The organism is Actinoalloteichus sp. GBA129-24 (assembly GCF_001941645.1).
Classification (GTDB): domain Bacteria; phylum Actinomycetota; class Actinomycetes; order Mycobacteriales; family Pseudonocardiaceae; genus Actinoalloteichus_A; species Actinoalloteichus_A fjordicus.
Map to the genome: position 1 here is coordinate 6,631,962 of NZ_CP016077.1, position 25,212 is coordinate 6,657,173.

21 protein-coding genes are annotated in these 25,212 nt (G+C 70.1%); 14 read left to right on the plus strand and 7 right to left on the minus strand.

Annotated elements, in window-relative coordinates; all coding sequences use genetic code 11:
* Positions 1-3: 3 nt before the first annotated feature.
* Together UA75_RS28460 and pcrA are read right to left on the minus strand one after the other, a co-directional pair.
* A complete protein-coding gene (locus UA75_RS28460; RefSeq protein ID WP_075742857.1) occupies positions 4-1,311 on the minus strand; it encodes an AAA family ATPase in 1,308 nt (435 codons plus the stop codon).
* Between the two features lie 102 nt (positions 1,312-1,413).
* A complete protein-coding gene (pcrA, locus tag UA75_RS28465; RefSeq protein WP_075742858.1) occupies positions 1,414-3,903 on the minus strand; it encodes a DNA helicase PcrA in 2,490 nt (829 codons plus the stop codon).
* A 405-nt stretch (positions 3,904-4,308) separates the two neighbouring features.
* Between pcrA and UA75_RS28470 the strand changes: the two genes are divergently transcribed.
* The 7 genes from UA75_RS28470 (at position 4,309) to UA75_RS28505 (ending at position 11,064) form a co-directional block, all read left to right on the plus strand.
* Positions 4,309-4,956, plus strand: coding sequence for a DedA family protein (locus tag UA75_RS28470; protein WP_075742859.1), 648 nt, complete (start codon positions 4,309-4,311; stop codon positions 4,954-4,956).
* A 192-nt stretch (positions 4,957-5,148) separates the two neighbouring features.
* Positions 5,149-5,454 (plus strand): chorismate mutase, encoded by a 306-nt coding sequence (locus UA75_RS28475; RefSeq protein WP_075742860.1) that lies wholly within the window; start codon positions 5,149-5,151, stop codon positions 5,452-5,454.
* A 437-nt stretch (positions 5,455-5,891) separates the two neighbouring features.
* Positions 5,892-6,200: a hypothetical protein gene (locus tag UA75_RS28485; RefSeq protein ID WP_075742862.1), complete on the plus strand. Its 309-nt coding sequence runs from the start codon at positions 5,892-5,894 to the stop codon at positions 6,198-6,200.
* A gap of 121 nt (positions 6,201-6,321) precedes the next feature.
* On the plus strand, positions 6,322-7,071 hold the full coding sequence (locus UA75_RS28490; RefSeq protein ID WP_232237524.1) for a PIG-L deacetylase family protein: 750 nt from the start codon (positions 6,322-6,324) through the stop codon (positions 7,069-7,071).
* Complete coding sequence (locus UA75_RS28495) at positions 7,068-8,165, plus strand: hypothetical protein (protein ID WP_157434480.1); 1,098 nt, start codon at positions 7,068-7,070, stop codon at positions 8,163-8,165. The genes UA75_RS28490 and UA75_RS28495 overlap by 4 nt, the downstream gene beginning before the upstream one ends.
* A 165-nt stretch (positions 8,166-8,330) precedes the next feature.
* Entirely contained in the window at positions 8,331-9,155 is an 825-nt protein-coding gene (locus UA75_RS28500) for a hypothetical protein (RefSeq protein WP_075742864.1), read from the plus strand.
* A 265-nt stretch (positions 9,156-9,420) separates the two neighbouring features.
* Positions 9,421-11,064 carry a serine/threonine-protein kinase gene (locus tag UA75_RS28505; RefSeq protein WP_075742865.1) on the plus strand — a complete coding sequence of 548 codons (1,644 nt, stop codon included), beginning with the start codon at positions 9,421-9,423 and terminating at the stop codon, positions 11,062-11,064.
* Positions 11,065-11,555: 491 nt separating this feature from the next.
* Here the strand turns inward: UA75_RS28505 and UA75_RS28515 are convergent, their stop codons facing one another.
* Positions 11,556-12,458, minus strand: coding sequence for a LysR family transcriptional regulator (locus UA75_RS28515; protein WP_075742867.1), 903 nt, complete (start codon positions 12,456-12,458; stop codon positions 11,556-11,558).
* A gap of 124 nt (positions 12,459-12,582) precedes the next feature.
* Between UA75_RS28515 and UA75_RS28520 the strand changes: the two genes are divergently transcribed.
* A complete protein-coding gene (locus UA75_RS28520) occupies positions 12,583-13,731 on the plus strand; it encodes a DMT family transporter (RefSeq protein WP_083683728.1) in 1,149 nt (382 codons plus the stop codon).
* Between the two features lie 130 nt (positions 13,732-13,861).
* On the opposite strand, the gene UA75_RS28525 is transcribed toward UA75_RS28520, so the two are convergent.
* Together UA75_RS28525 and UA75_RS28530 are read right to left on the minus strand one after the other, a co-directional pair.
* Positions 13,862-14,545 (minus strand): response regulator, encoded by a 684-nt coding sequence (locus tag UA75_RS28525; protein ID WP_075742869.1) that lies wholly within the window; start codon positions 14,543-14,545, stop codon positions 13,862-13,864.
* 34 nt (positions 14,546-14,579) lie between these two features.
* The gene (locus UA75_RS28530; RefSeq protein WP_075742870.1) at positions 14,580-15,983 is read right to left on the minus strand and encodes a PspC domain-containing protein; all 1,404 of its coding nucleotides are present in this window, start codon (positions 15,981-15,983) and stop codon (positions 14,580-14,582) included.
* Between the two features lie 303 nt (positions 15,984-16,286).
* Here UA75_RS28530 and UA75_RS28535 point away from each other — a divergent pair, with 303 nt between their 5' ends.
* Genes UA75_RS28535 through UA75_RS28545 form a run of 3 tightly spaced genes read left to right on the plus strand, consistent with a single transcriptional unit; the run spans position 16,287 to position 19,111 of the window.
* The gene (locus tag UA75_RS28535; protein ID WP_075742871.1) at positions 16,287-17,744 is read left to right on the plus strand and encodes a PspC domain-containing protein; all 1,458 of its coding nucleotides are present in this window, start codon (positions 16,287-16,289) and stop codon (positions 17,742-17,744) included.
* On the plus strand, positions 17,737-17,961 hold the full coding sequence (locus UA75_RS28540; protein WP_075742872.1) for a hypothetical protein: 225 nt from the start codon (positions 17,737-17,739) through the stop codon (positions 17,959-17,961). Before UA75_RS28535 ends, UA75_RS28540 begins: the two co-directional genes overlap by 8 nt.
* Before the next feature lie 28 nt (positions 17,962-17,989).
* A complete protein-coding gene (locus tag UA75_RS28545) occupies positions 17,990-19,111 on the plus strand; it encodes a LacI family DNA-binding transcriptional regulator (protein WP_083683732.1) in 1,122 nt (373 codons plus the stop codon).
* Positions 19,112-19,234: 123 nt separating this feature from the next.
* Here the strand turns inward: UA75_RS28545 and guaA are convergent, their stop codons facing one another.
* Positions 19,235-20,809: a glutamine-hydrolyzing GMP synthase gene (gene guaA, locus UA75_RS28550; protein WP_075742873.1), complete on the minus strand. Its 1,575-nt coding sequence runs from the start codon at positions 20,807-20,809 to the stop codon at positions 19,235-19,237.
* A gap of 166 nt (positions 20,810-20,975) precedes the next feature.
* Between guaA and UA75_RS28555 the strand changes: the two genes are divergently transcribed.
* The gene (locus UA75_RS28555) at positions 20,976-22,433 is read left to right on the plus strand and encodes an aldehyde dehydrogenase family protein (RefSeq protein WP_157434481.1); all 1,458 of its coding nucleotides are present in this window, start codon (positions 20,976-20,978) and stop codon (positions 22,431-22,433) included.
* A 199-nt stretch (positions 22,434-22,632) separates the two neighbouring features.
* Here UA75_RS28555 and UA75_RS28560 read toward each other — a convergent pair whose 3' ends face one another.
* A complete protein-coding gene (locus UA75_RS28560) occupies positions 22,633-23,274 on the minus strand; it encodes a DUF6518 family protein (protein ID WP_075742874.1) in 642 nt (213 codons plus the stop codon).
* Between UA75_RS28560 and UA75_RS33535 the strand changes: the two genes are divergently transcribed.
* Both UA75_RS33535 and UA75_RS28565 read left to right on the plus strand, forming a co-directional pair.
* Positions 23,251-23,670 carry a hypothetical protein gene (locus tag UA75_RS33535; protein ID WP_157434482.1) on the plus strand — a complete coding sequence of 140 codons (420 nt, stop codon included), beginning with the start codon at positions 23,251-23,253 and terminating at the stop codon, positions 23,668-23,670. The two genes, UA75_RS28560 and UA75_RS33535, sit on opposite strands and share 24 nt — an antisense overlap.
* A gap of 42 nt (positions 23,671-23,712) precedes the next feature.
* Positions 23,713-25,119, plus strand: a complete 1,407-nt coding sequence (locus UA75_RS28565) for a hypothetical protein (protein ID WP_075742875.1) — start codon at positions 23,713-23,715, stop codon at positions 25,117-25,119.
* The last annotated feature ends 93 nt before the right edge of the window (positions 25,120-25,212 follow it).

The following is a 25,212-nucleotide window of genomic DNA, read 5'->3' on the forward strand; positions in this document are numbered from 1 at the left end:
GTGTCACTCCCCCTTGGCCGCGAACACCAGCCGTAGCGCCTGCACGTCGATGAAGGGAACCGCCCCGTAACGCCCTTGCAGATACCCCCGTTCGAGATTCTCCCCCTGCCGAGGGTGAAAGTCGCTCAGCGGGTACAGGCTTGTCGCTCCGGCCCGATCCTTCTCGGTGAACCAGACCTCGTCCCGCGCCAACAGGCCACCGTCGAGCAGCCCGCTCAACAGCGAGACGTCGTGGGTGCTGAAGACGAGCTGGGCTCCGGATCGGTTGATCTCCGGGTCCTTGAACGCCGTGACGATCGCGCCGCTCAACGCCGGATGCATGCTGCTGTCGATCTCATCGAGCACCAGGGTGAGACCGTGCCGGAGAGTCTTGATCAGAAGCGGGAGAACGGCCAACCAGATCCGGGTCCCCGAACTCTCCTGGTGGAACCCCAGCACCGAGATGTCCGCCGAGTCGGCATGGTGCCGAAACTGCAACTCCGGGATCCGGATCTCGCTTGACTCGCCCGGTACATCATCCAAGGAGTCGTCATCGCTGATCTTCCGAAATGCCTCGATCAGCACCTGGGTCTGCTGCTTGATGTCATCCGCGAGGATCATCTCGGAGACCGAGACGCTGTCGATTCCGACATCGGCGACCCGCAGCCAGGAATTGACAGTGGAGATCAGGTCCTCGTCCGTCCCAAGCCAGTCCGCCGTCGGCACAGGTGATGTTCCGAGTCCCTCGTGGAAGACGGGAGAGATGCCGACCACCGCCCGAAAGACTCGCAGCAGGATCTCATGTTGATTGCTCGCCGCAGCCGAGAGGAACAGCGCATTGGGCCGAGTCATCCCGGCGATCGCCGCGTTACGTCCCGGCAGGCTGCGGCCGAACTTGAAATCGGCTTCCTCGCGTTCGAAGAGCATCCGCCGACGGGCGCCGTGTGGGAAGGAGTACAGCCACTCCGCGAGCACGGCCTTGTCATCGATCTCGAAACCGTAGGAGTACCGGACTCCCTCTACCAGCAGGTCGATCTCGTAGCCGCTCGGCTCCTCCGCCGACCGGGCGTCCAGCAGGAACCGGTCTCGATAGGTTCCCCCCAGGGCCGGCCACCTGGTGTGCGAGTGCTCCACGGCGTCCCGAAGGTAGCCCAACGCGTGCAGCACGTTGGACTTGCCCGATGCGTTCGCGCCGTAGATGCCCGCCACGCGGACCGTGGGCGGCACCGGGCCGGTCGGCTTCGGCTGCCCACGGCCGGGCACCCCGACGAGTGACAGCTCCTGCTCGTCGCGCAGCGAGCGGTGGTTCGCCACCCGGAAGCGAAGCAGCATCACGATCTCCTCAGGTCACCGACGACCCAAGTATGCAGTTTCGACGCATGTTAGGACAGAAACTTCCGTAACACGTTAGTTGGATACAGCCCGCATGCAGCCCTACAACTTCGTCATCGGAACGCTGCCGATGAGCATGAGCTTCACCCGGCCCGCCGTGCCGAAGTCGATGGTGGCGGTGGTCCTCGGGCCGCTGCCGTCGGTGGCGACCACTTTGCCGAGCCCGTACTTGTCGTGGCTGACCCGATCGCCGACGTCGAGCTTCATCGGCACCGCGTTGGCCGCGCCGCCCCGCCCGAAGCCGCCGAATCCGGTGGTCTTCATCCCGCCCTGGGCCACGGCGGCCTGCGCGGAGTCGGAGCCGAATCCCGAGCCGGACCGGCCGCCCCAGCGGGTCGCCACGCTCGGTGCGGAGCGGTCCGGGGCAAGGCGGCGCCAGTCGATCAGGTCCGTCGGGATCTCCTCCAGGAACCGGGACGCCGGGTTGGTCATCGGCTGTCCCCAGGCCGAGCGCACCAGCGCCCGCGACAGGTACAACCGCTCCCGCGCCCTGGTGATGCCGACGTACGCGAGCCTGCGCTCCTCCGCTGCCTCGGCCGGATCACCCAGCGCCCGCAGGTGCGGGAAGATCCCGTCCTCCCAGCCGGTGCAGAACACCACCGGGAACTCCAGGCCCTTGGCCGTGTGCAGGGTCATCAACGTGACCACGCCGTCCTCGGACTCCGGCACGGAATCGGAGTCGGCCACCAGCGCGACCCGTTCCAGGAAGGCGGCCAGCGAGCCTGCGGGCGGTCCGTCCTCGGCGTCCGCGTCGGCATCGGTCGACGTGCTCAGCGGCTCGGCCGTCTCCTGGGACACCGGTGCGGCCTCGTTCTCGACCGCCAGTGCCTGCGCGACGAACTCCCGCGCCACCGTGACCAGTTCGGTCAGGTTCTCCAACCGCGAGGCGTCCTGCGGATCGTCGCTGTCCTCCAGCGTGGCGCGGTAGCCGGTGCGCTCCAACACGGCTTCGAGGATCTCGGCGACGTCGTGGCCCGCGTCGAGTTCGGCTCGCAACTCGTCCATCAACGCCACGAAGCCGGCGACGGCCTTCTGCGACCGCGAGTTGAGCAGGGCGACCCGCCCCTCGGCTGCGGCTCGCAGCGCCGGAGCGAAGCCGATCTCCTGCTGCTCGGCGTACACCGAGATGACCGCCTCCGCCCGGTCCCCGATGCCGCGCTTGGGGGTGTTGAGGATGCGCCGGAGCCCCACGGCGTCGTCCGGGTTCGCCAGCGCGCGCAGGTAGGCCAGCGCATCGCGGACCTCACGACGCTCGTAGAACCGGACGCCGCCGACCACGCGATACGGCAGGCCGAGCCGGATGAAGATCTCCTCGAAGACCCGGGACTGGTTGTTGGTCCGGTAGAAGACCGCGATGTCGCCGTTGACGACCTCGCCCGCGTCGACCAGCCGATCGATCTCCCTGGCGACGAACGCCGCCTCGTCATGTTCGTTGTCCGCGACGTAGCCGACGATCTTCTCGCCCTCGCCGGAGTCGGTCCACAGCCGCTTGTCCCGCCGATCCGGGTTGCGGGAGATCACGGCGTTGGCCGCGGAGAGGATCGTCTGCGTCGAGCGGTAGTTCTGCTCCAGCATGATCGTCCGCGCGTCCGGGTAGTCGCGCTCGAACTCGACGATGTTGCGAATCGTGGCGCCTCGGAAGGCGTAGATCGACTGGTCCGCGTCGCCGACCACGCACAGTTCCGCGGGCGGCACCGCAGGGCCCTGATCCCCGGTGGCCGCGCCGACCAGCTCGCGCACCAACACGTACTGGGCGTGGTTGGTGTCCTGATACTCGTCGACCATGACGTGCCGGAAGCGACGCCGGTAGTAGCCCGCGACGTCGGGGAACCGCTGCAACAGCTCGACCGAGCGCAGGATCAGGTCGTCGAAGTCCAGGGCGTTGCTGGAGTGCAGTCGGCGCTGATAGGCGGCATAGACCTGCGCCACCCGCCGTTGCAGCTCGTCGGCGGCCTGTTCTGCGGCCTCCACAGGCCCGATCAGCTCGTTCTTCAGATTGGAGATGTGCACGGCCAGCGTCCGAGCCGGGAACCGCTTGGGGTCCAGTTCCAGATCACGGGCGACCTGGGTGATCAGCCGCTTGGCGTCGTCGCCGTCGTAGATGGAGAAGTTCGAGTTCGCGGTGCCTGCCGAGTCGTCGCCTGCCAGCAGCTCCCGCAGGGTCCTCGCCTCGCGCCGCAGCAGTCGCGCGCACATCGAGTGGAAGGTGGAGACCCACATCAGATTGGCTCGGGGGCCGACCAGATCTGCGACGCGTTCCTTCATCTCCGCGGCGGCCTTGTTGGTGAAGGTGATCGCCAGGATCTGACCAGGGTGGACGTCACGCTCAGCAAGCAGATAACCGATGCGGCTGGTCAGCACCCGCGTCTTTCCCGATCCGGCGCCCGCCACCACCAGCAGCGGGCTGCCCTGATGGGTCACGGCCTGGTGCTGCTGCGGATTGAGTCCCGCCAGCAGGGCCGCCGAGTCGACGGCGCGCCGCGCCGGAGCCGAGGTGGACGCGTCTGGGGAAAGCTCGAACAGGGTGTTCATCGACACTCCACGGTACAGGCCGGAGTGGGTCCATCCCTCCAGCGCTTGAGGCAGGCGGCGGTTCTGCCTACCGCATCGCCCCGACACGCGAATCGCCGCCCCGGCCCGTGATCGCAACGGTCGCCGCATCTGACTACTTTCGGCAACATTCACATACGCTCCGCACCCGGCGTGCGGCGCCGGGGGTCGGACACCACGATGACGCTCGGTCATCATCGGCGACCGTCACGGCCGTGGGGCACGCTCAGGGACATCCCGGACATCCCCACCACGCCCCGATCACGGTTCCAGGGTCCTTCCCGATGTCACGGCAGTCGTCGCGGCACAGAGTGGGTAGACCGAATCGGAAGGAGCCGACGTGCGGCTGGACCACCTGGATCCCAAGACGAAGGAATACGGTGCGCGATGCCCGACTTCGTGAACGGAATCGTCTCGTACCTGGCTTCGCTTGATCCTCTCGTCTTCCTGCTCGGCCTGCTGGTCATCATGATCCTGGAGACGTCGTTGCTGGTGGGGCTGGTGGTGCCCGGCGACGTCGCCGTACTCGTCGCCGCCGCGACACTGGGCTGGGAGTACGGCCTGGCGATCGTGCTGATCAGCTTCCTCGGCACGCTCGTCGGACAGTCCGGCGGCTATCTCATCGGCAGGCTGATCGGCGACCGCATCCGACGAGGCTGGATCGGCCGCAAGATGGGCGACCAGCGCTGGGCCGAGGCGGAGTCGATCGCCAAGGGTGACGGCGCCCGCGCCATGATCACCACCCGATTCGTGGCCGTCGTCCACTCGATGGTGCCGGTCGTCGTCGGCTCGCTGGGCATGAGCTACCTGCGCTTCATTCGCCTGGCCACCCTCGGGGCCGCGCTCTGGGCGGTCACCTGGACCGGTTTCGGACTGTTCATCGGTGGTGCGGGCCGCGCGATCGGTCACCAGTGGGGCACGCTCGGGTTCGGCGTCCTGGGCATCCTGGTGTCGGGTGTGGTGCTGTGGCGCTCGATCAGCAGGCGCCGTCGGGAACACGCCCGAGCTCAGGAGTCGGAGCAGCGAACCGCCTGACGAGCGTTGTGGCAGACTGGACGGGTGTTCACACAGCGCTACTTTGCTCACGGGTACCGGACTCCGGCGTCCGTGGTCTGAACACGATCAGCCACCACGCAAGCCCCGGAGTCCTCTCGGACCCGGGGCTTTCTCGGTTCCGGGGCCCGGACCCCGACGTCGTGTCGAATGTCTTCTCGAAGGAGAGCCGAGATGAACGTGGCCAGTTCCGACTCAGCGACCGCGGGGGCAGGCGAGCCCGCTCCGGAGGAGATCGCCGAGCTCCGCAAGGAGATCGACTACCTGGACAGTGAGATCCTGCGGCTGGTCCGCAGGCGTATCGAGGTCTCTCAGCAGGTCGGCAAGGCGCGCATGGCCGCAGGAGGTCCCCGCATCGTCACCAATCGTGAGATGGCGGTGCTGGCCCGATACCGGGAGCTGGGGCCGGACGGACGCGAGCTGGCCATGGCGCTGCTGCGACTCGGGCGCGGCAGACTGGGCGGCGAACGCTCCGAGTGAGCGCCTTCGCCCCGCCGGCGATGGTGCCCGAGCACCGCCATCGTCACTCCGACGCCACAGACGAGCACCGGCAGTAGCGACAATGCGGCGATCCCGCAGCAGCGGCCGCCCGGTCGAACGGGCACGACCCGGTCGACTCGGGCAATCCGGCGGGCTGGCGCATCCCGGTGTCCCAGGGGTCGTCCCCCTCGGCGACGACGCATCGGCCGGAGGCCGACGTCGACTCCGGAAGCTCGACGCCGGGAGATCCGGCCGAGGGCGGCGAGGCGCCCGCAGCGGCAGGCTCAGCCGTCCCGAGGGCGGCCCGGCGCGAGACCGCCGACGCAGGCGATGACGGCGTCTGCTCAGTCCTCGTCGCGAAAGGCCTGGAAGCTCCCTAGGTCACATCCGGGAAACCACTGATGTCTCGGGCCTGGAAAACGGGCAGACTGGACCGCATGGACTCGGTGATCCACTTTCTGGCCGTCATCGTCACGCTGGTCGGCCTGGTGGCCGCCGTCGGCAACGGCGGGTACCTCGCGATGCTCAACGCTGCGGCGAAGAAGCGAGCGGGCGGCGGCCCGGTCACGGACTACGTCAAGGGCAAACTCCCGCAGGCGGGCGGCATCGCAGCCGCCGCGCTGCTGGCGCTGCTGTTCACCAACGGCAGCGTGCCGCTGGACATCCTGGCGATCGTCGTCGGCGCGGGCAGCGGCGTGGCCGCGACCAACGCGCTGAACGCCACTCGAAAGCGCTACCAGTCCTGACCCGATAAGCCGCCGCAGGCGATCACGCTCTGCGGTGGCGTTCACTCCTTTCGAGTGGCAGTGCTGCCCGGCATGGCTAACCAAGGTCATTTCCGCCGTCGGGCGCCCTACCCTTGCTCTCGTGGCCATCGCATCCGGTCCTCCTGCCGACACAGTGGAACGAGTGCTGGTGGTCACGGCACATCCCGATGACGTCGACTTCGCCGCCTCGGCCACCATCGCGAGCTGGACGGCCCAGGGCATCCAGGTCTCCTACTGCGTCTGCACCGCAGGGGACGCGGGCGGCTTCGACGACACCCCGCGCGGCGAGATGGCCGCGGTCCGGCAGGCCGAGCAGCAGGCCGCCGCAGCAGCGGTCGGCGTCGAGGACGTGCGCTTCCTCGGCTATCCGGACGGTCGCGTCGTCGAGTCGCTGGAACTCCGGCGCGACATCACCCGCGTGATCCGCACACTGCGGCCGGACCGGGTCGTGACGCACTCCCCCGAGATCGACTGGCGGCGCATCGCCGTCGCCCATCCCGATCATCGTGCCGTCGGCGCGGCCGCGATGGCTGCGGTGTATCCGGATGCCCGCAATCCCTTCGCGCATCCCGAACTCGGCCGTGACGGTCTGGACGCATGGACGGTGCGCGAGCTGTGGCTGGTGGGCAGCCCGGCAGAACGGATCAATCACGCGGTCGACGTCACCGACACCTTCGATCGCAAGGCGGCCGCCCTCGCCGCGCATCGTTCGCAGACCGCGCATCTCCCGGAGCTGATCGAGGAGCTGCGCGCCGTCATGGCCGAGGCGTCCGCCGCGCTGCTCCCCGAGGCGGGCGGGTCGGGCGAGGCCAGGCTGGCCGAGACGTTCCAGGTGGTCGACACCGCATGAACCATCTCGGCGGCGTCGGCGAAGACCCGCGAACCCCTGGCAGGCCCGCCTCCTGGCGTAGAGAGGTCGACGAGCCGATGGACGGCGAACCACAGCGAGAACCGGGGCGGCACCGGCGCGGGAGACCACCCGGTGGGACCCGATTCGAAGAGGCTGCGGTGCCGTTCTCCTCGGCGCCGCCGCCCATCGAGTCGCTGTCCTCGGCCTCGTTCTCCCCGGCCGAACCCGTTCCCGTCGGGGCTAGGCCGTTCCCCGAGCCCGATCCCGTCATCGACAGCGACGCCGTCGGGCTGCGCAAGTTCGATCTCGGGATGGTGCCTGCCTCGGTGACGCCGCCGAGGAGCTGGCGGAACGCGGCCTGGTTCACCGTGACGACCTCCATGACGGCCCTGGCCGCCCTGCTGGTGACGACCGCGTTGTTCCTGGGGCCGGACCCCCATCGCAGGCCGCCGGACTCGCTCCCGGTGTTCCCCAGCGGCACCCGGCTGCCCGCGCCGCAGGCGACCACCACGACGGTCCCCACGATCGGCGCCCCGCACCTGCTGGCCGCCCAGGATTCGACGACGGCGACGAACCCGGCCGAGCCGACCTCGGCCGGGTCGGGCACCTCGGCAGGCCGCGCCCGACAGGCGGGCGCCGACCCCGAGGGTCCGCCGCCCGGCGGATCGGCGGGCGGGTCCGGCGCCCCGCAGCCAGCTGAGACGGATTCGACGACGGACCTTGCCGCCACGCCGACGGCGGTGCCCTTCGTCACGGTCGGCGAAGGCACCCCCGTGGTGAGCGGGACGGAGATCAGAGAACAGACGATCGCCTTCTTCAACGCCATCGGCCCGGATGTCGATGCGGCGTTCAAGCTGGTCACCGGAGAACTCGCCGAGGCGGGACTCCCGGTGTTCACCCGACTGCACGACGACGTCGCCACCGTCGAACTCCGACACATCACCGTCGATCCGGTCGAGGGGATCACGATCTCCACCGTCGTGGTCACGCACGACGACGGCTCGCAGTCGACGGAGTATCGCGAGCTGCGGTTCGCGCCGTCGGCCGATCCGCTCATCACCGTCGACCGAGTGATCCCCCGTGCACAGTGGTAGACACGGACCGTAGCGATGGCGCCGCACCCGGCACCGGCATGCCTCTCATCTTGTGGGAACGACCGCTTGACGCCACGTAAGAACGAACTTCCGTCAAGCTCTGGCGCGACCGCCTCCACTCACGATACGAGTTCTGACGAGCACCGAGGGTACGGAGGCAGGGACGTGGGGCGTTCCACAGACGGTCGACGACGCAACCGAGCCGGGTCGATCACCGTCGCCGAGCTGGTCAGGCGTCAACCGAAGGCGGCGAGAGCGCGGCTGCGCATCGAATCGCCATGGGAGCATGCCCCGGCACACTCCGACCCGCCGGAGGCAGTCGCCTCGGACCAGGAGGAACCCGGAGCGTTGTTCCGCACCACGCCGCTGCGAACGCTCGCCTTCGTGGCAGGTCTGCTGGTGTTGTCCAGCTCGATCCTGGCGACGGGAATGATCACCAATGCACCGAGGGTGGACCTCCCCGGCGGTGCCGACCTGTCGCCGATCACGCTCGCCGGTCCCCTGGTGATGCGTCCGGACGTGCTGACCGCATATCTGGCCCGACCCGAGATCTCGCCACAGCCGCTCGCTGTGATCGAGGACTCCGACGACGCCGCTGACGCCACCCAGCCGCTCGGCGATCGGGTGCCGCCAGGACAGCAGCGGGTCGTGGCAGGCGGACCGGCCACGGTGTACACCGACCGCGAACTGGTCGAACAGTTCTTCACGCTGCTGGACGACAATCCGACGGCTGCGGCGAGTCTGCTCGCTCCCGAACTGCGCGGCGGCGACCGCTCGGACTTCATCGAAGCCTGGGACGACGTCCACGGTGTCGAGGTGGTGACCATCGACGAACGGCAGGCCGGTAGTGTGGTGGCGACCGTGGCCATCGATGGGGCCAACGGCGGGCGGCTGTATCTCACCCATCAGCTCGTAGTCGGCGACACTCCCAAGCGCATCACCGAGGCCAGGCTGTTGGGCGCGCAGCAGAGCGAGACACACCAGGGCTGAGGCCGGCGTCATGCTCGTCAGGAGCGTGTTCGTGGTCGGGCCGCGTCGAGGGGTCCGACTCGCGATCGTCGTCTGGACTTCGTTCGTGACCGGGCCGAGGTCGTCGTCAAGGTCGACGGCGTGTCTCGATCCGCCGTGACACCGCCTCGGTGGCCGATGAGCAGAAGTACCGCGCAGGAGCGAGGCCGCTCGGAGGACGACACGGATTTCGCCGTGCTGGAACCGGGTCCTACCCTGGAGCCGTGAGCAGAACCGGGAGCCGCCAGTGAGCGACGAGGGTCGCTTGGTCGCAGGACGCTATCGACTCGATCGGCGCATCGGCAGCGGCGCGATGGGCGTGGTGTGGCAGGGAACCGACGATCGGCTCGGCCGAGTGGTGGCGATCAAGCAGCTGCTGCTCCAGCCCGGTCTCAGTCCCGCGGAGACCGAGGAGGCTCGGCAGCGGGCGATGCGGGAAGGCCGGATCGCCGCCCGTCTCCAGCATCAGAACGCCATCGCCGTCTACGACGTGGCCGAGGACGACGGTCAGCCGTGCCTGATCATGGAGTACCTGCCGTCGGACAGCCTGGCCACGGCGTTGACCGAGCGTGGTCCGCTGCCGCCCACCGAGGTCGCCAGGATCGGCGCGAGTGTCGCGGGTGCCCTGGCCGCCGCGCACGCGGCGGGCATCGTGCACCGCGACATCAAGCCGGGCAACATCCTGCTGGGGCACAACGGCGAGGTCAAGATCACCGACTTCGGGATCTCGCGCGCGACCGGCGACGTGACGGTCACCAAGACGGGGATGCTCGCGGGCACCCCGGCCTATCTGGCGCCCGAGGTCGCGAAGGGCTACGACCCCGGCTTCGGCGCCGACGTCTTCTCGCTCGGCGCGACCCTGTACGCGGCCGTCGAGGGCGAGCCGCCCTTCGGCACTCATGAGAACACCCTCGCACTGCTGCACCTGGTGGCGGCGGGCCGGATCAATCCGCCTAGGCAGGCGGGGCCGCTCACCGCACTGTTGATGCGTCTCCTGCGTGCCGAACCGATCGAACGGCCGACGATGGCGCAGGCCAGGGAAGGCATGCAGGCCGTCGCCGCGGGCAGACCGGCCCCTGGGCCGCCCATGCCCGCCGGGCCGCCCCGGCCTGCCGCCGCACACGGCGCGGCAGCACCGAAGCCCGCAGGCGGGCCGACGCCGACGCGCTTGGACGCCCGGCCGGTCACCGACCGGCCCGAGCAGGCCAGGACGGTCTCCACGGCGGCGCAGGCGCCCCAGGGCGCACATCAGCCCAAGCCGGAACCCCGCCCCACTCGGAACGAACCGGAAGAAGGCTTCCGAGGACGCGCCGTGCTGTTGACGGCCGTCGCGGTGATCGCCGCTGCGCTGATCGGCGTGTTGATCGCGGGAGTGTTCTTCACCGAGAACAACGGCGCGGCGGGCGGAGCCGGTGCTGCCGGCCCCAGCACATCCGAGTCGGCGGAGACCACCACGGAGGCGCCGCCCTCGGAGGAGGCCCCGCCGGTGGTCGACACCCCGGAGCGCTCGATTCCCCGGGAAGAGGCACCGTCCGTCACGGAAGAGGATGAGGACGAGCAGGGCGAAGACGAGGACGAAGACTCAGAGCAGAGCCGTCCGGAACGCAGTGAGGCGCTGGTCGCCCAGTACTTCGACCTGCTGCCCGACAACTACCAGCAGGCGTTCAACCTGCTTGACTCGGACTTCCAGGGCGACTTCGGCGGCTACGAGAGCTGGTGGGGTGACTCGGTCGAGTCGGTGACGATCACGCGAGGCCCGGATTTCCGTCGAGGCCGGGTACGGGTCGACCTGCACTTCGTGCGCACGGACGGTGTTGAGGTCGACGAGCGATGGGACATCCACATCGAGGGTGAGGGCGACGACCTGCGTATCGGCAAGGTCGACAAGTGACGCGACGAGACCTGCGGCCACGCTGACGCCGTCGGCGAAGCCGAGCCGCAGGGCCGCGGCGGGACACGGAGTCCGGGTCGCTGCCGCGCATTGGTGTCATCGCCGATCGCCCGGGCGACACCGGCCTCCCGACAACGCAGCCTGTTCGAGCCCGCTGGTTCCCTCGGCTGGACGAGGAGCCGTGCCGGAGACGGTGGGTGGCACAGCTCCGCGTGCTCGACGCCGACGCGCTGACCGCGACCGATCGGGACATCCATTGGCCGGTGCCCGCGCCCTCGGGACCGGCTCTGCCTCCGTGTTCTTCACCTCCGGCACCACGGGAGCAGGCTCATTCCGATCGCGGCCGTCCGATCGACGAGCACCTCGCTTCTGCGATCCGCACCGCCGCATTGGTCGACACCGCTGAGGTGTGCTGTCGGACGTCGACGGCCGTGCTGATCGGCAGGCGCAGGCTGCCGCCGGCGATCAGAACGTAGCCGGGCACCTCCTGATCAGGTCACCACCGAGGCCGCGACGGCCTGGAACGCCGTGGCCAGCCGCCGCACGGCGACCTGCTCTTCGACCGCCTGACGAATCACCAGCGCGATGCGCCGCATCGGCTCCGGCTGCCGCAGTCGCCGAACCACCACCCCGGGGTGGACGGCGCCGAGGCCGAGCATCGGCATGATCGCGACGCCCATGCCCGCAGCGACGAACCCCTGCGCGGTGGCGTAGTCCTCGGTCTGCACCGCGAAGTCCGGTTGGAAGCCCGCCGCCGCGCAGGCCCGCAGCACCGGCTCGCGGCAGGGCCCGTGCGAGCGGTCCGAGTCGACCCACTGCTCCTCGGCCAACTCGGTCACCTCGACCGACCGTCGGCTCGACAGTCGGTGACCGCGCGGCAGCACGACACGATACGGATCGACGAGCAGCGGCAGATGACGCAGCCCCGGCAACTCGGCTGTCTCCGAGGTCTGCACGATCAGTGCGACGTCGGCCCGGCCGCTGCACAGCTCGGCGAGCGGCTCCACGTCGTCGAGCAGGAGTTCCAGCCGGACGCGCGGGTACTCGCGACGGAACTCCGCCACCGCCTGCGGCACCAGGACGGCGCCCGCCGTGGCGAAGTAGCGGATGCGCACCCGTCCGGTGCTGCCCGCACGCAGGTCGGCCACCGTCTGCTCGATGTCGGCGAGATCGGCCAGCACTCCCCCGGCCCGATCGGACAGCGTCTGGCCAACGTGAGTCGGCCGCAGTCCCCGGCCCGCCTTCTCCAGCAGCGGCATCCCCACCTCCCGTTCCAGGGTGGCGAGCTGCTGGCTGATCGCAGACGGCGTGAATCCGAGGTCAGTCGCGGCCGAGGACACGGAACCGCTGGTCACCACGGCATGGAGCACCTGAAGCCTGCGCACGTCGAGCATGATTCAACGATACAGCAGTACTTCATCGTCCTTAAGGACATTTCAGTTGTGCTGACCTGTTGTTCTCCGGAGAGTGGCGGTGTCGACATGTCGTCGACGAGGACCGAGAGCGAGGCCGACGATCATGGTGAGTAGCGGGGCAAGTCTGGTCCGCATGGCGGCGCTGGCGAGTCTGTTCGGGTCAAGCTTCCTCTTCATGAAGATCGCGCTCGGCTCGTTCTCCCCCGCGCAGATCACGCTGCTGCGGCTGGTCCTCGGCGCGGCGGTGCTGGTGGGGGTGTGCGCGGTACGCCGCATCACCCTGCCGCGCGAGCCTCGCCTCTGGCTCGTCGTCGCGGGCGCCGCACTCTTCGCGAACACGCTGCCGTTCACGCTGTTCGCCGTCGCAGGCCAGACGGTGGACGTCGGGCTGAGCGGCGTGCTCAACGCGACCACCCCGCTGTGGGCGCTGGCCCTCGCGGTGGCCGTCGGACGCAGGCGGCGCGTGACCGGCTGGAACGTCCTCGGTGTGCTGCTGGGCTTCGTCGGCGTCGTCCTGTTGCTGGCGCCGTGGCAGCAGGGCGAAGTGCATCTGCTCGGCGCCGCACTGTGCCTGGCCGCCGCCGTGAGCTACGCCGTCGGCTACATCTATGTCGAGCGTTTCCTCAGCGGGCGCGGGCTCGCTCCCGCAGGTCTCGCCTGCATGCAGCTCATCGCGGGCAGCGGCCTGGCGATCGTCGCGATGCCCTTCTTCGGCACCCAGCCGATCGAGCCTGCGCTCGGCCCGGTACTGGCGATCCTCGTCCTCGGCGTGCTGGGCACCGGGGTGGCCTTCGTGCTGAACCATCGACTGATCGCCGACGAAGGCGGCGCGGCCGCGTCCACCGTCGGCTACCTGCTGCCGCTGGTGTCCGTGCTGCTCGGCGTCGTCCTCCTCGACGAGCGCCTTGCCGCCTTCCAGTGGGCAGGCATGGCGGTGATCTTGCTGGGGGTCGCGCTGACCCGGCATCGCGGTCGGCAGGAGCAGGGGACGGTCCGGCAGGCCGCGGCGGTCGCGGCAGGCACCGCCCTCACAGCAGGCACCGCGGTCGCGGCAGGCGCCGCCCTGGATGCCTCGCCCGAGTACGACGCCACGCCGGGGGCAGCACCGACGCAGGCGGCCCGCCCCACCTCGGCGGACGCCGCGACGGGAACGGCCACCGCAGTCCAGCCGGACACCGCAGCTCAACCGCTTCGCGCCGAGCCTGCGCAGCCCGAGTCGCGCGTGGCAGATCGACAGCACACACCCTGCTGATCAGACCGGATCGACGCCGCCCACCAGATCGGGCGGCGTCGAGGGGTTCCGCCACCGCACGTTCCGGTCTGGCCTCGGCTCGGCTCCGCGCCGGTTCGGCCGGGCCCGACCGGGATACGCCGACCGCCGCTCAGATCAGTCTGCGGTCCGTCGCCCAGCGAGACAGCTCGTAGCGGTTGGAGAGCTGGGTCTTGCGCAACACGCTGGAGACGTGGGTCTCCACCGTCTTCACCGAGATGAACAGCTCGGCAGCGATCTCCTTGTAGGCATAGCCCCTGGCCAGCAGGCGCAGGACGTCCCGTTCCCTCGGAGTGAGCAGATCGAGTTCCGGGTCGTTGATCGGCGCGGCCCCCGGCCGGTCGGCGAAGGCGTCGAGCACGAAGCCCGCCAGCCGGGGCGAGAAGACCGCGTCGCCGTGATGCACCCGCACGACCGCGTCCACCAGCTCGCGGGCCGAGATCGTCTTGGTGACATAGCCCCGCGCACCCGCCCGGATCACGGCGATGACGTCTTCTGCGGCATCCGAGACCGACAGCGCCAGGAACACCACGTCCGGGTGGGACTTGCGAACCCGGCGCAACACCTCGGCGCCGCCGCCGTCGGGCATGTGGACGTCGAGCAGGACCACGTCGGGCTGGAAGTGCCCGATGCCCGCCACCGCCTCGCCCACCGAACCCGCCTCGCCGATCACCTCGATCACGCCCGTGGCGTTCGTCAGTTCGGCCTTGGCTCCGGTGCGGAACAGCGCGTGGTCGTCGACCAGGAAGACCCGGACCGGCCGGGCCTGCGCCGCAGTGTCCTCGGTGTTGTTCACTCGATGTCCCTCACCCGTCACGTCCTCTTTCGCATCAGCGCTTGTCTGCGGTGCGTGGCAGCCGCAATGCGACCTCGGTGCCCTCGCCGGGAGCCGTGCGCAGTCGCACCGTTCCCCCGTGACGCTCCATCCTGCCGTGAATCGAGTCCGCCAGGCCATGCCGGTCCCCGGGAACGGTGGAGGTGTCGAAACCCTTGCCTCGATCTCGGACGAACAACTCGACCTGAGCGGGCTCCACCTCGACGAACACGCTCACCTCGCCGACCTCGGCGTGTTTCGCGGCGTTGACCATCGCCTCCCTGGCCGCCCAGACGGCGGCCAGCACCCGGTCGTCCACCTCGCAGTCACCGACCACGACCTGCTGCACCTTGATGGCGAAGGTGTCCTCGACCTCGCCGCACACCTCGCTGATCAGCGCCGCCAACGTGCGGGCCGAGGCGGGCTCGCCTGCCGAGGGCGACGCCTCCGCGTCCGGCTCCGCACTCGCCCTGCTCGATCCGCCGTAGCCGGTCGCGCCGTACAACCAGGTACGGAGCTGTCGTTCCTGACTCCGGGCGAGCCTGCGCACCTCTTTGTCGTTCTCCGCCTGCTTCTGGATCAAGGCCAGGGTCTGGAGCACCGAGTCGTGCAGGTGGGCGGCGATCTCGGCACGCTCCTCCGTGCGGATGCGCACCCGGCGCTCCTCATCCAGATCCCGGACCAGCCGCAGCCACCAGGGCAGGGTGAGCACGGCCGCGCCCACCAGCGTGACGATCACCGACAGCAGGGCGAACTGGAGTCGCGCCAACGACAGGCTGTTGGCCAGCAGCACGATGATGCCGGTGAGCACCAGTCCGGCCCCGGTCAGGCTGCGGACGACCGCACCGCGACCGCCGTTGCCGATGAAGACCTCGGCGACGCCCGTCCTGGCGCCCTGCGCCCAGCGCCGACGCTGAGTCTCGTCGGCCTCCCGCCACACCAGGAAGGCGCCGATCAGACCCACCGAGGCGGGGAAGAACAGCCGTCCGCTCCAGCCGCTGCCGAACGACGTGGTCGCCACGACCAGACCGAAGCCGAGCACCACCAGACCAAGCGCCTGGGTGCGCTGCCGGGAGTTCACCGCTTCCGGGACGTCGACCGGACGCTGCGGCACCAGGGCCCAGAGTGCGGCGTAGAGCACGACACCCAGCCCGTCCACCCCGGCCAACAGGGTGATGACGACCCGGACCCAGAGCACGTCGACCTTCAGATGGTCGGCCAGCCCGCCCGCGACCCCGGCGACCACCCGCGAGGATCGACGCCGACGCAGGGTGGGTCTCGGCGTGTTCTCGCCTCCCGCGCCCCCGACGCGCGGGTCTCTCCGGGCCGGAGCCACCCGCTGCGTGATGCGATGTGCGTCGTCCACCGGAGCGTCGTCCGGCACGGGCTGCCTCCCCTCGCGATCAGCCTGTACTGCCACGATGACATCGTCACACGCCTGCGCGGCGGACGTCATCAGGGAGCGACCCGGACGCGGGCACGCCGTGGCGAGGGCAGGGCTCAGGGGTAACCCCGATGGCGTGGGTCGCGGATCAGGTCATGCTGGGACAGGCGAGCCGCCGGGCTGTTCCGTTCTGACGTGGCGGACTGGCGGCAGTCCTGACGGAGGGACGACGGCCTGACACCGGCGGCGGCGTTGATCGACCGGACGTCGAGGAACAGTCTCCGTCGGTGGAGAACACGAACGACAGGCAACTCGAGACGGTGCGAACGGTGGGATGGGATGGACGCAGCAGGCCAGGGGCAACCGAACGGGGCGACCTCGACCACCGGACCGCGCTTCGAGGAGACGATCAAGGACATCTGGCGGACTCGCCCCGTCCGGCTCGGCGAGGGACGCAAGATCGCGGGCGTGGCCGTCGGGATCGCCCGCCGGTACGACCTCGACCCCACGCTGGTCCGGGTCGTCCTCGTGGTGACCTCGTTCTGGGGTGGCTGCGGTGTGCTGATCTACCTGCTCGGCTGGCTGCTGCTGCGTCAGGAGAACGAGCTGTCCTCCCCGGCTGAGGCGCTGGCGGGTCGAGGCCGCGACCAGTCGGCGGGACAGCTGTCGACGGTGGTGCTGCCCGCACTGCTGGGCATCGCGATGGTCCCCGTCGTCCAATGGGTGCTGAACGGCACGTTCAACAGCGCGGTCTGCCTCGGCGGCTCGGGTGTGGCGCTCTATCTGCTGCACCTGAACCGAGGACACACCACGCCGCGCACGATCAACTGGCCGGAGACCGAGAATCCCGCCGCCTTCGGGCTGCCCGACGAGCCGCAGACCCGAGGCGACGGTGCGCCCACCGAGGCACGCACCATGGCGTTCGGCCGCGCAGGCGGCACGACGACGGCGCCCAGGACGAACCCCGGCTCGAACACGGACATCGACTCGACCACGGACCTGTCGACCGCCGCTGCGGGCAGGCCGAGTCCGGATTCGACCGCCGAGGAAGACGCCGAGTACGGACCCTACGAGGAGCCGACACCCCCCGCCTGGGATCCGCTGGGCGTCGCACCGTTCGCCTGGGACCTGCCCGATCCGGTCGGCCACCAGCCGGCGGAACAGCCGGAGCCGGAACCCCGGCGCCGGGTCCGGTCCCGGATCACCCCGGTGACCGTGGCGCTGGCGCTGCTGACCTTCGCGGCGGGCCTGCCGCTCATGGAGCCGGGAAGCTGGCTGACACCACCTCGGCTGCTGGCACTGGTCCTCGCCGTGCTCGGCACCGGCATGGTGCTCGGCGCCGTCCGCAGCGGCGGCCGAGGACTGATCTGGCTCACGACCCCGGTCGCCGCGCTCACGTTCATGCTCGGGCTGGTGCCGCTGCACGAGACCGGCGGCTGGCACGGCGCGGGCGCCCAGGAGCTTCGCGTGACCGATCCGGGTCAGCTCCAGGAGTCCTACCGGCTCTCGGCAGGCGTGATCCTGCTCGACCTCACCGAGCTGGAGATCCCCGAAGGGGAGACCCTGCACAGCAGCGTCGTCGTCAACCTCGGCGGCGACATCGAGGTGATCGTGCCGCCGGACCTGCCGGTTCGAGCGAACTGCGAGACGCGGCTCGGCAGATCGTCCTGCCTGGATCAGGATCACTACGACCGGGCGACGACGAGCGTCACGAGCATCCCGGAGAACTCCGACAGCGGAGTGTTGGAACTCGACATGTACATGGGTGCGGGACAGTTGGAGGTCAGGCGTGGCTGAGCGTGCCGACAAGCAGAAGGCAGTGCGGCGTCGCGGCCCGATGGATCTGCTGACGTTGATCGGCGGCGTGATCGCGCTGCTGATCGCCGCGTACACGTTCTCCGACGGCAACGACTGGCTCCCGCTGCTGAACCTGCGGTGGGTCCTGGCCGCCGGGGCGGTCACCATCGGCCTGGCGCTGTTGGCAGGCTCGCTCCGGTCACGTCGGGAGGACTGATCACGCGGCCCGGCCGCCGGAAGGAGCGATGACCCGCATCGAGGCGCACCGCCGTCTTCAGCGGGAACTCGGCGAGCGGATCGGCACTAGTAGTCTTCCCGGGGAGGTGCGGGGAGCGGTGTCGACACAGACGCAGGGGGAGCATCGACCCACGCTGGAGGATGTCGCCGCGCTGGCGGGCGTCTCACGGGCGACCGTGTCCAGGGTGGTCAACGACTCGCCGAGGGTGAGCCCGGAGGCCAAGGAGTCGGTGTACTCCGCCATCAGGGAGCTGGGCTATGTGCCCAATCGCGCGGCCAGGACGCTCGTGACCCGGCGGACCGGCGCGGTCGCCGTGGTGATCTCGGAGCCGGAGTCGAAGATCTTCGACGATCCTCGGTTCGCCACCGTCGTGCGCGCCGCAGCAGGCAGGCTGGGCGAACTCGACGCGGCCATGGTGTTGATGCTGGTCCACTCGCCGGAGGACGAGGCACGCACCGAGCGGTTCCTGTTGGGCGGGCACGTCGACGGCGCGCTGCTGTTCACGCCGCATCGCGGTGATCCGCTGCCCTCGGCCATGTCAGCCCTGCCGATTCCGACCGTCTTCGGCGGCAGGCCGTGGGCGGGCGGCCACCGGTTGCACCTGGTGGACACCGACAACCGGGAGGGCGGCAGGCTCGCAGGCCGACACCTCATGGATCTCGGACGGCGACGGATCGTCAGCGTCACCGGGCCGCTGGACGAGCATGCCGCCATCGACCGGCTCGACGGCTGGCGGCTGGCGACCGGGGCGGACGAGGCGACGACGGACCTGCGCACGGAGTCAGGTCACTTCGCCCGGGAGGGCGGCGAGCAGGCCATGCGCACGCTGCTGAACCGGGTTCCCGATCTCGACGGCGTGTTCGCCGCCAGCGACCTGATGGCAGCGGGTGCGATCGATGCGCTGCGCAAGGCAGGCCGACGGGTGCCGGAGGACGTCGCCGTCGTCGGATTCGACGATCAGCCCGCCGTCGCCCCGCACACCAGTCCGCCGCTGACCACCGTCGCGCAGGACGCCCAGGAGCAGGTCCGCCGGATGGTGCACCTGCTCACCCGGCTGATCGCGGGCGAGGACGTCCCGCCCGGCCGCGAGGTCCTGCCGGTGCACCTGGTGCGGCGAGGATCGGCGTGACACGGCCGGACGGCGCGGGTCGAGGCCCGCGCACACCCGAGCCCGCCGCGCACCCCGAGTCCTCGGTCATACACGCCGATCGCTGATCGACCTGCCCGGCGGGCTCGTCGCCACGAGCGACGGTCACTCCCACTCGATGGTGCCCGGCGGCTTGCTGGTGACGTCCAGCGTGACCCGGTTCACCTCGGCAACCTCGTTGGTGATGCGGGTGGAGATTCGTTCCAGGACCTCGTAGGGCAGCCGGGTCCAGTCGGCCGTCATGGCGTCCTCGCTCGACACCGGGCGCAGCACGATCGGGTGACCGTAGGTGCGACCGTCGCCCTGCACCCCGACCGAGCGGACGTCGGCCAGCAGCACCACCGGGCACTGCCAGATCTCCCGATCCAGGCCTGCGGCGGTCAGCTCCTCGCGGGCGATGGCGTCTGCGGCACGCAGGGTCTCCAGCCGCTCGGCCGTCACCTCGCCGATGATCCGAATACCGAGGCCGGGGCCGGGGAACGGCTGACGCTGCACGATGGTCTCCGGCAGCCCCAGCTCGAGTCCGACCCGACGGACCTCGTCCTTGAACAGGGCTCGCAGGGGCTCGACCAGGCCGAACCGCAGATCGTCCGGCAGCCCGCCCACGTTGTGGTGGCTCTTGATGTTGGCGGTGCCGGTGCCGCCGCCGGACTCCACCACATCCGGGTACAGCGTGCCCTGCACGAGGAACTCGACCTCTTCGCCGTGCTCCCCGGCCTCGGCCTGGAGATCACGGGCCGCCTGCTCGAACACCCGGATGAACTCCCGGCCGATGATCTTGCGCTTCTGCTCGGGGTCGGTCACGCCTGCCAGGGCGGCGAGGAAACGCTCTTTCGCGTCGACGGTGACCAGCCGGACGCCGGTCGCGCCGACGAAGTCCCGCTCCACCTGGGCCCGCTCACCCGCCCGCAACAGGCCGTGATCGACGAACACACAGGTGAGCTGGTCGCCGACGGCCCGCTGCACCAGCGCCGCGGCGACGGCGGAGTCCACGCCGCCAGACAGGGCGCAGATGACCCGGCCGGAGCCGACCTGGTCGCGGATCAAGGCGACCTGGTCGTCGACGATCGACGCGGTGGTCCACGCCGGGCCGAGGCCCGCGATGTCGCGCAGGAACCGCCGCAGCACCTCTTGTCCGTGCGGGGAGTGCGCCACCTCGGGGTGGTACTGCACGCCCGCGAGCCTGCGCTCGACGTCCTCGAAGGCCGCGACGGGGGCCCCCGCGCTGGTCGCGGTGACCGCGAAGCCCTCCGGCGCCTTCGTCACCGCGTCGCCGTGGCTCATCCACACCGGGTGGTGGCCGGGCAGGTCGGTGTGCAGGACGCCCTTGGTCGACTCCAGATCAAGATCGGTCCGCCCGTACTCGCGGGTGCCGGTCTGTTCCACCGTGCCGCCGAGGGCCTGGGCCATGACCTGGAAGCCGTAACAGATGCCGAACACCGGCACGCCGGACGACAACAGCTCCGGGTCGAACCCGGGCGCGCCGTCGGCGTAGACGCTGGACGGTCCGCCGGAGAGCACCACGGCGGCCGGGTCGCGGGCGAGCAGCTCCGCCGTCGACGACGAGTGCGGCACCACCTCGGAGTACACCTGCGCCTCTCGGACGCGGCGTGCGATGAGCTGGGCGTACTGCGCGCCGAAGTCGACGACGAGTACCGGCCCCTTCGCACTGCTGGGCACTGGCGAACCTCCTGAAGACGGACGAGACCTCGGGTGACCCGCACATCGTCCCAGGTGAGACAGCTCGGCCGACCAGCGGCGTCGGCTTCCCTCAGCCGGGTGAGTCTCAGGCCACACCGACCCGAGGTCCGCCCGCGCCGCAAGATCGTCCGCATACGGTGTCGCAGTGGACATCACGAACAGCCAAGACGGCGGAGTGGACGCCTTCACCCCTACCCCGCGCCCCTGCTGGATCGCGGGGAGACCGGAGTCGGGCGACGGCAGGCAGGAGGTCCGCCACCCCTACGACGAGACGGAGGTGGCGACCGTCTGCGTACCGGACTCCGACCAGGTCTGGCGCGCGGTGCGGGGGGCAGCTGCCGTGCGCGGCGAGATCGCGACGCGCTCCCGCCGGGCGGTGTCCACGACGCTGGCGGCACTGGCGCACGGCCTGACCGACCGCGCCGAGGAGTTCGCCGAGATCATCACGGCCGAGAACGGCAAGCCGCTGCGGTGGGCCGAGCTGGAGGCCGCCAGGGCCGCCTCGGTGTTCCGGCTGGCCGCCTCCTCGGTCGACGCGGGCGGCGGCGAGGCGGACCGGTGGGCGACGGGCGCGTCGAGCAGGCGGGTCCCGCGCGGCCCGGTCCTGGCGCTCACCTCGGTCGACTATCCGTTGTACACGGCGACGCGACAGGTGGCCGCTGCCCTCGCCGTCGGCGCTCCCGTGCTGGTCAAGCCCCCGCTGCGCACTCCGCTGTCGGCCCTGATGCTCGGGGAGCTGCTGGCCGAGGCGGACCTCCCGGAGGGCGCGTTCTCCGTGCTGCCGCTGGACGACGAGGCCGCGCAGGCGCTCGCGGGTGACGAGCGGGCCGCCGTGGTCTCGCTGACCGGCTCCCGCCACACCGCCGCGATCCTGCGCCGGGTCGTGGCCGATCGACATCTCGTGCTCGAACTCGGCGGCGTCACGACGGCCCTGGTGTGTGCCGACTGGTCGGCGCCTGCCGATCTCGACCTGGCAGCCCGCCGCATCGCGGAGTTCGGCAATCACCAGGCAGGCCAGTCCGCCGAGGCGGTGCAGCGGGTGGTGGTCGACGAGTCGGTGCTGGCGGACTTCCTGCCGCGGCTGACGGCGGCCGTGGGCGAACTGCGCACCGGCGACCCGCACGATCCCGAGGTTCAGGTGGGTCCGCTGATCGACCAGGCCGCCTCGATCCGGGTCGGCAACTGGATCACGGAGGCCGTCGAGACCGGCGCCGAGGTGCTCGTCGGCGGGAACCGTTCCGGCACCACCGTCGAACCGACGGTGCTGGTGGGGGCGTCGACGACGGCCAGGCTGTGGCGGGAGGAGGCGTTCGGGCCGGTGCTCGTCGTCTCGGCGGCGGCCGGGCTGGACGCGGCGCTCGGCCAGATCGAGGACTCGCTGCCCGGCGGCCGGGCATCGGTGTTCACCCGTGATCGCCACGCCGTCCTGCGGGCAGGCACGGCGTTGGCCGCCGACGAACTGGTGATCGGGGACGTGCCCGCCGTGGAGGCCAGACACGAGCGGGGCGCCGACGTCGAGGCGCCGGATCGCGCGGCGCTGCACCGGTTGATGCGCGAGTTCACCGTGGAACGACGCACGGTCTTCGCCGACGATCTGAGCTGATCGGGCCGAGCCGGGCCGGCCCCGCCTGGTCGGGTTTCGGCTGGTCGGTGCGGCATCGATCGGGCCGATCACTCGCTGACTCCGGTCGGAATCCCTCGGCGACACCCTGGCTTGAAGCGCCGCCCGACCGAGTCCGCAGCACCGCCCACGGTGCCGTGGTTCCACCGGCACAGCGGGCGAGGGACCAGCCGCAGCCGACTCAGCCGATCGAGCCGACGGAGCCCACGGCGAGGTAGGCGACGTTGAAGGCGGCCGCGACGACCGCGGTGCCGACCACCGCGACGGCGAGTGCGCGCAGCTCGCGCAGTCGCCGGAAGGTCATCCCGGCCAGCAGGGCCGCCCCCGCCACCGTGATCACGATCCAGTAGACCGGACTCGTGGTCTCGGCGACCTGGGTCAGGCCGTAGACACCCTCACCGATCCCGATACCCGACAGCAGAGCGGCGCCGGCGGCGGCCCGCAACTGCGATGACGAACGCAGCCAGGCGGTGGCGATGCCGACGAAGGGGCCGGCCACGATGCCGATGACGCCGAACAGGACGGGGCTGTAGAACAGGCCTTGGAGCTGCGCCGCCAGCGAGTAACCGAGCACGAGCAGCACGAAGCTGATCGCGCCGACGATGCTCGCGGTCACCCCGGTCAACCGCGCACCGAAGACCATCAGTGCGGTCAGCAGCGCCCACCCGCTGGCCGAGTTGGCCAAGGAGGAGAATGACTCCGGTAACCATCCCTGGGCGAAGAAGGTCAAGCCTCCCAGCAGGAGGCTGGCCACGGCGACCGCGCCGATTCGCAGCAGGCGGCGGGTTCGCTCGGGAGCTTGCTGACCCTCGATTCCGCGCATCAGCGCACGTTACAGGTCCGCCGCATCGACGTCGGAGAGTGCTCGCCGTCCATCGTCGACGAGGAACGAGGAACGCTGTTCGACGCTGATTCGAAACGTCAATGCCGGCAGGTCGAGATCGGCAGGAATCACCAGTCAGTCGGTGCACGAGAAACATCCCGAATTCGTTCTCCGGTGTCGGTGACGCGCTCGGCCGGGATTATCGCCGGAACCGTCGTCGGTCCGGACGGCCGGGTGATGCGGAATTCGGGAATCTCGGCAGCGATACGGCGTGCGCCCTATCCGCACGTCACGATGCTGACCGGCCGGCTGTTCAGCGGCTGCCAGAACTGCCATGAGCAGCGGGAATCCCCTCATGGTCTAGACCCTTGTGCCCTGTCGTCCCTGCTGCCATGATTGATTGCGCTCGGACATTCGGCCCGCGATTGGAGTGCCCGTATGCCCGCACTTCCCCCGTTCTCCCGCCGCCGATTCCTCGGCACCGCCGGTCTACTCGGTGCCGTGACCGCGCTCGGTGCGCCCGCTGTCGCCGAGGCCGCCGAGAATGACGTCATCCCGATCGACTGGCCGAACCTGGGGTCGTATCCGGGGGCCGATACCGCCGGGCAGCGGGTGACGACGATTCTCGCAGGCAGCACCCGCTATCTGATCGGACCCTGGTACGCCGGAATGTACCCGCGCTATCTCCCGGACGGCTATATCGATCTCCGGGGCACCGACGAGCGGGCCGTCCGGCTGCCCGCCATGACCGCCGTGTCCGCCGCCACCGCGCTGACCACCGGTACCTACGACCCGCAGACGCTGTCCGCCGCCAACGCCGCCATCCGAACGCGAAACCTCATCCGCACTCTGGCCGCGCGGCACCGGGCGAACAACGCCGACCCCGCGACGCGGTGGGGCAGTGGCTGGCAGACCGCGCTATGGGCCTACTACACCGCGCTGGCAGGCTGGCTGTTCTGGGCGGAGCTGGACACCGCCGAGCGCGAGCATCTGGTCGCGATGCTGGTCTGGGAGGCACAGCGGCTGACCACCGGAGACGACGTCTACCTCGTCGGCGGCAGCGGTGACCAGCTCTACATGACGCGCCGCGACGGCACCGTCGTCACCCCCGGCGACAGCAAGGCGGAGGAGAACAGTTGGAGCGCAGCCGCGCTCTCTCTGGCGGCGGTGATGATGCCGAACCACCCCGACGCCGCGAGCTGGCGGCGCCGAAACGTCGAACTCCTGGTGGCGGGAGCCGCCTGCCCTGCGGACCTCACGAGTGGCGAGACGATCAACGGCATCCGGCTGTCGAGCTGGCTGCAGGGCACGAACATCGCCGACGACGGCACCCTGCAGAACCATGATCGCCTGCATCCGCTGTACATGGTCTCCTTCGATCAGAGCCTCTACCAGGGCTTCGTCTTCGGCCTGGCCGACCGTGCGGCGCCGAGAGCCGCGCTGCACAACATCACGCGGACGTACGCCGCGCTGGTGGAGAAGCCGTTCCCGCTGCCGGACGGGGGCACCAGCACGATCTACCGACCGGGATCGGCGGAGATCTACTACCCCGAGGGCAACGACTGGGGCACACACTTCCCGTTCTACTTCGGCAACTTCGATCTGCTGGTCGACCTCACCGCCCAGGACACCGGCATCGACCCGGCCGCGGCGACCTGGGAGCGGCTGCACAACGAGGACCAGCTGAACCTGATGTCCCGCTTCCCCGACGGCCGCACCTACGGCGCCAACGGAGAGAACACGTACTACGGCCGCGAGCACCGCATCGGGGTCATGGCCGCCCAGGCGTATCTGACGCTGTTCCTGGCCAGGAACACGAGGGGGAACCGGCTGCGGTGGCGGTGAGAGTGGGGTGACGGTACCGAGGTGCGGCCGGGCAGTGCGGCTGCCCGGCACGCCGCCCCGATGGAAGGCGGCGATCCATGCCGACGGGGTCCG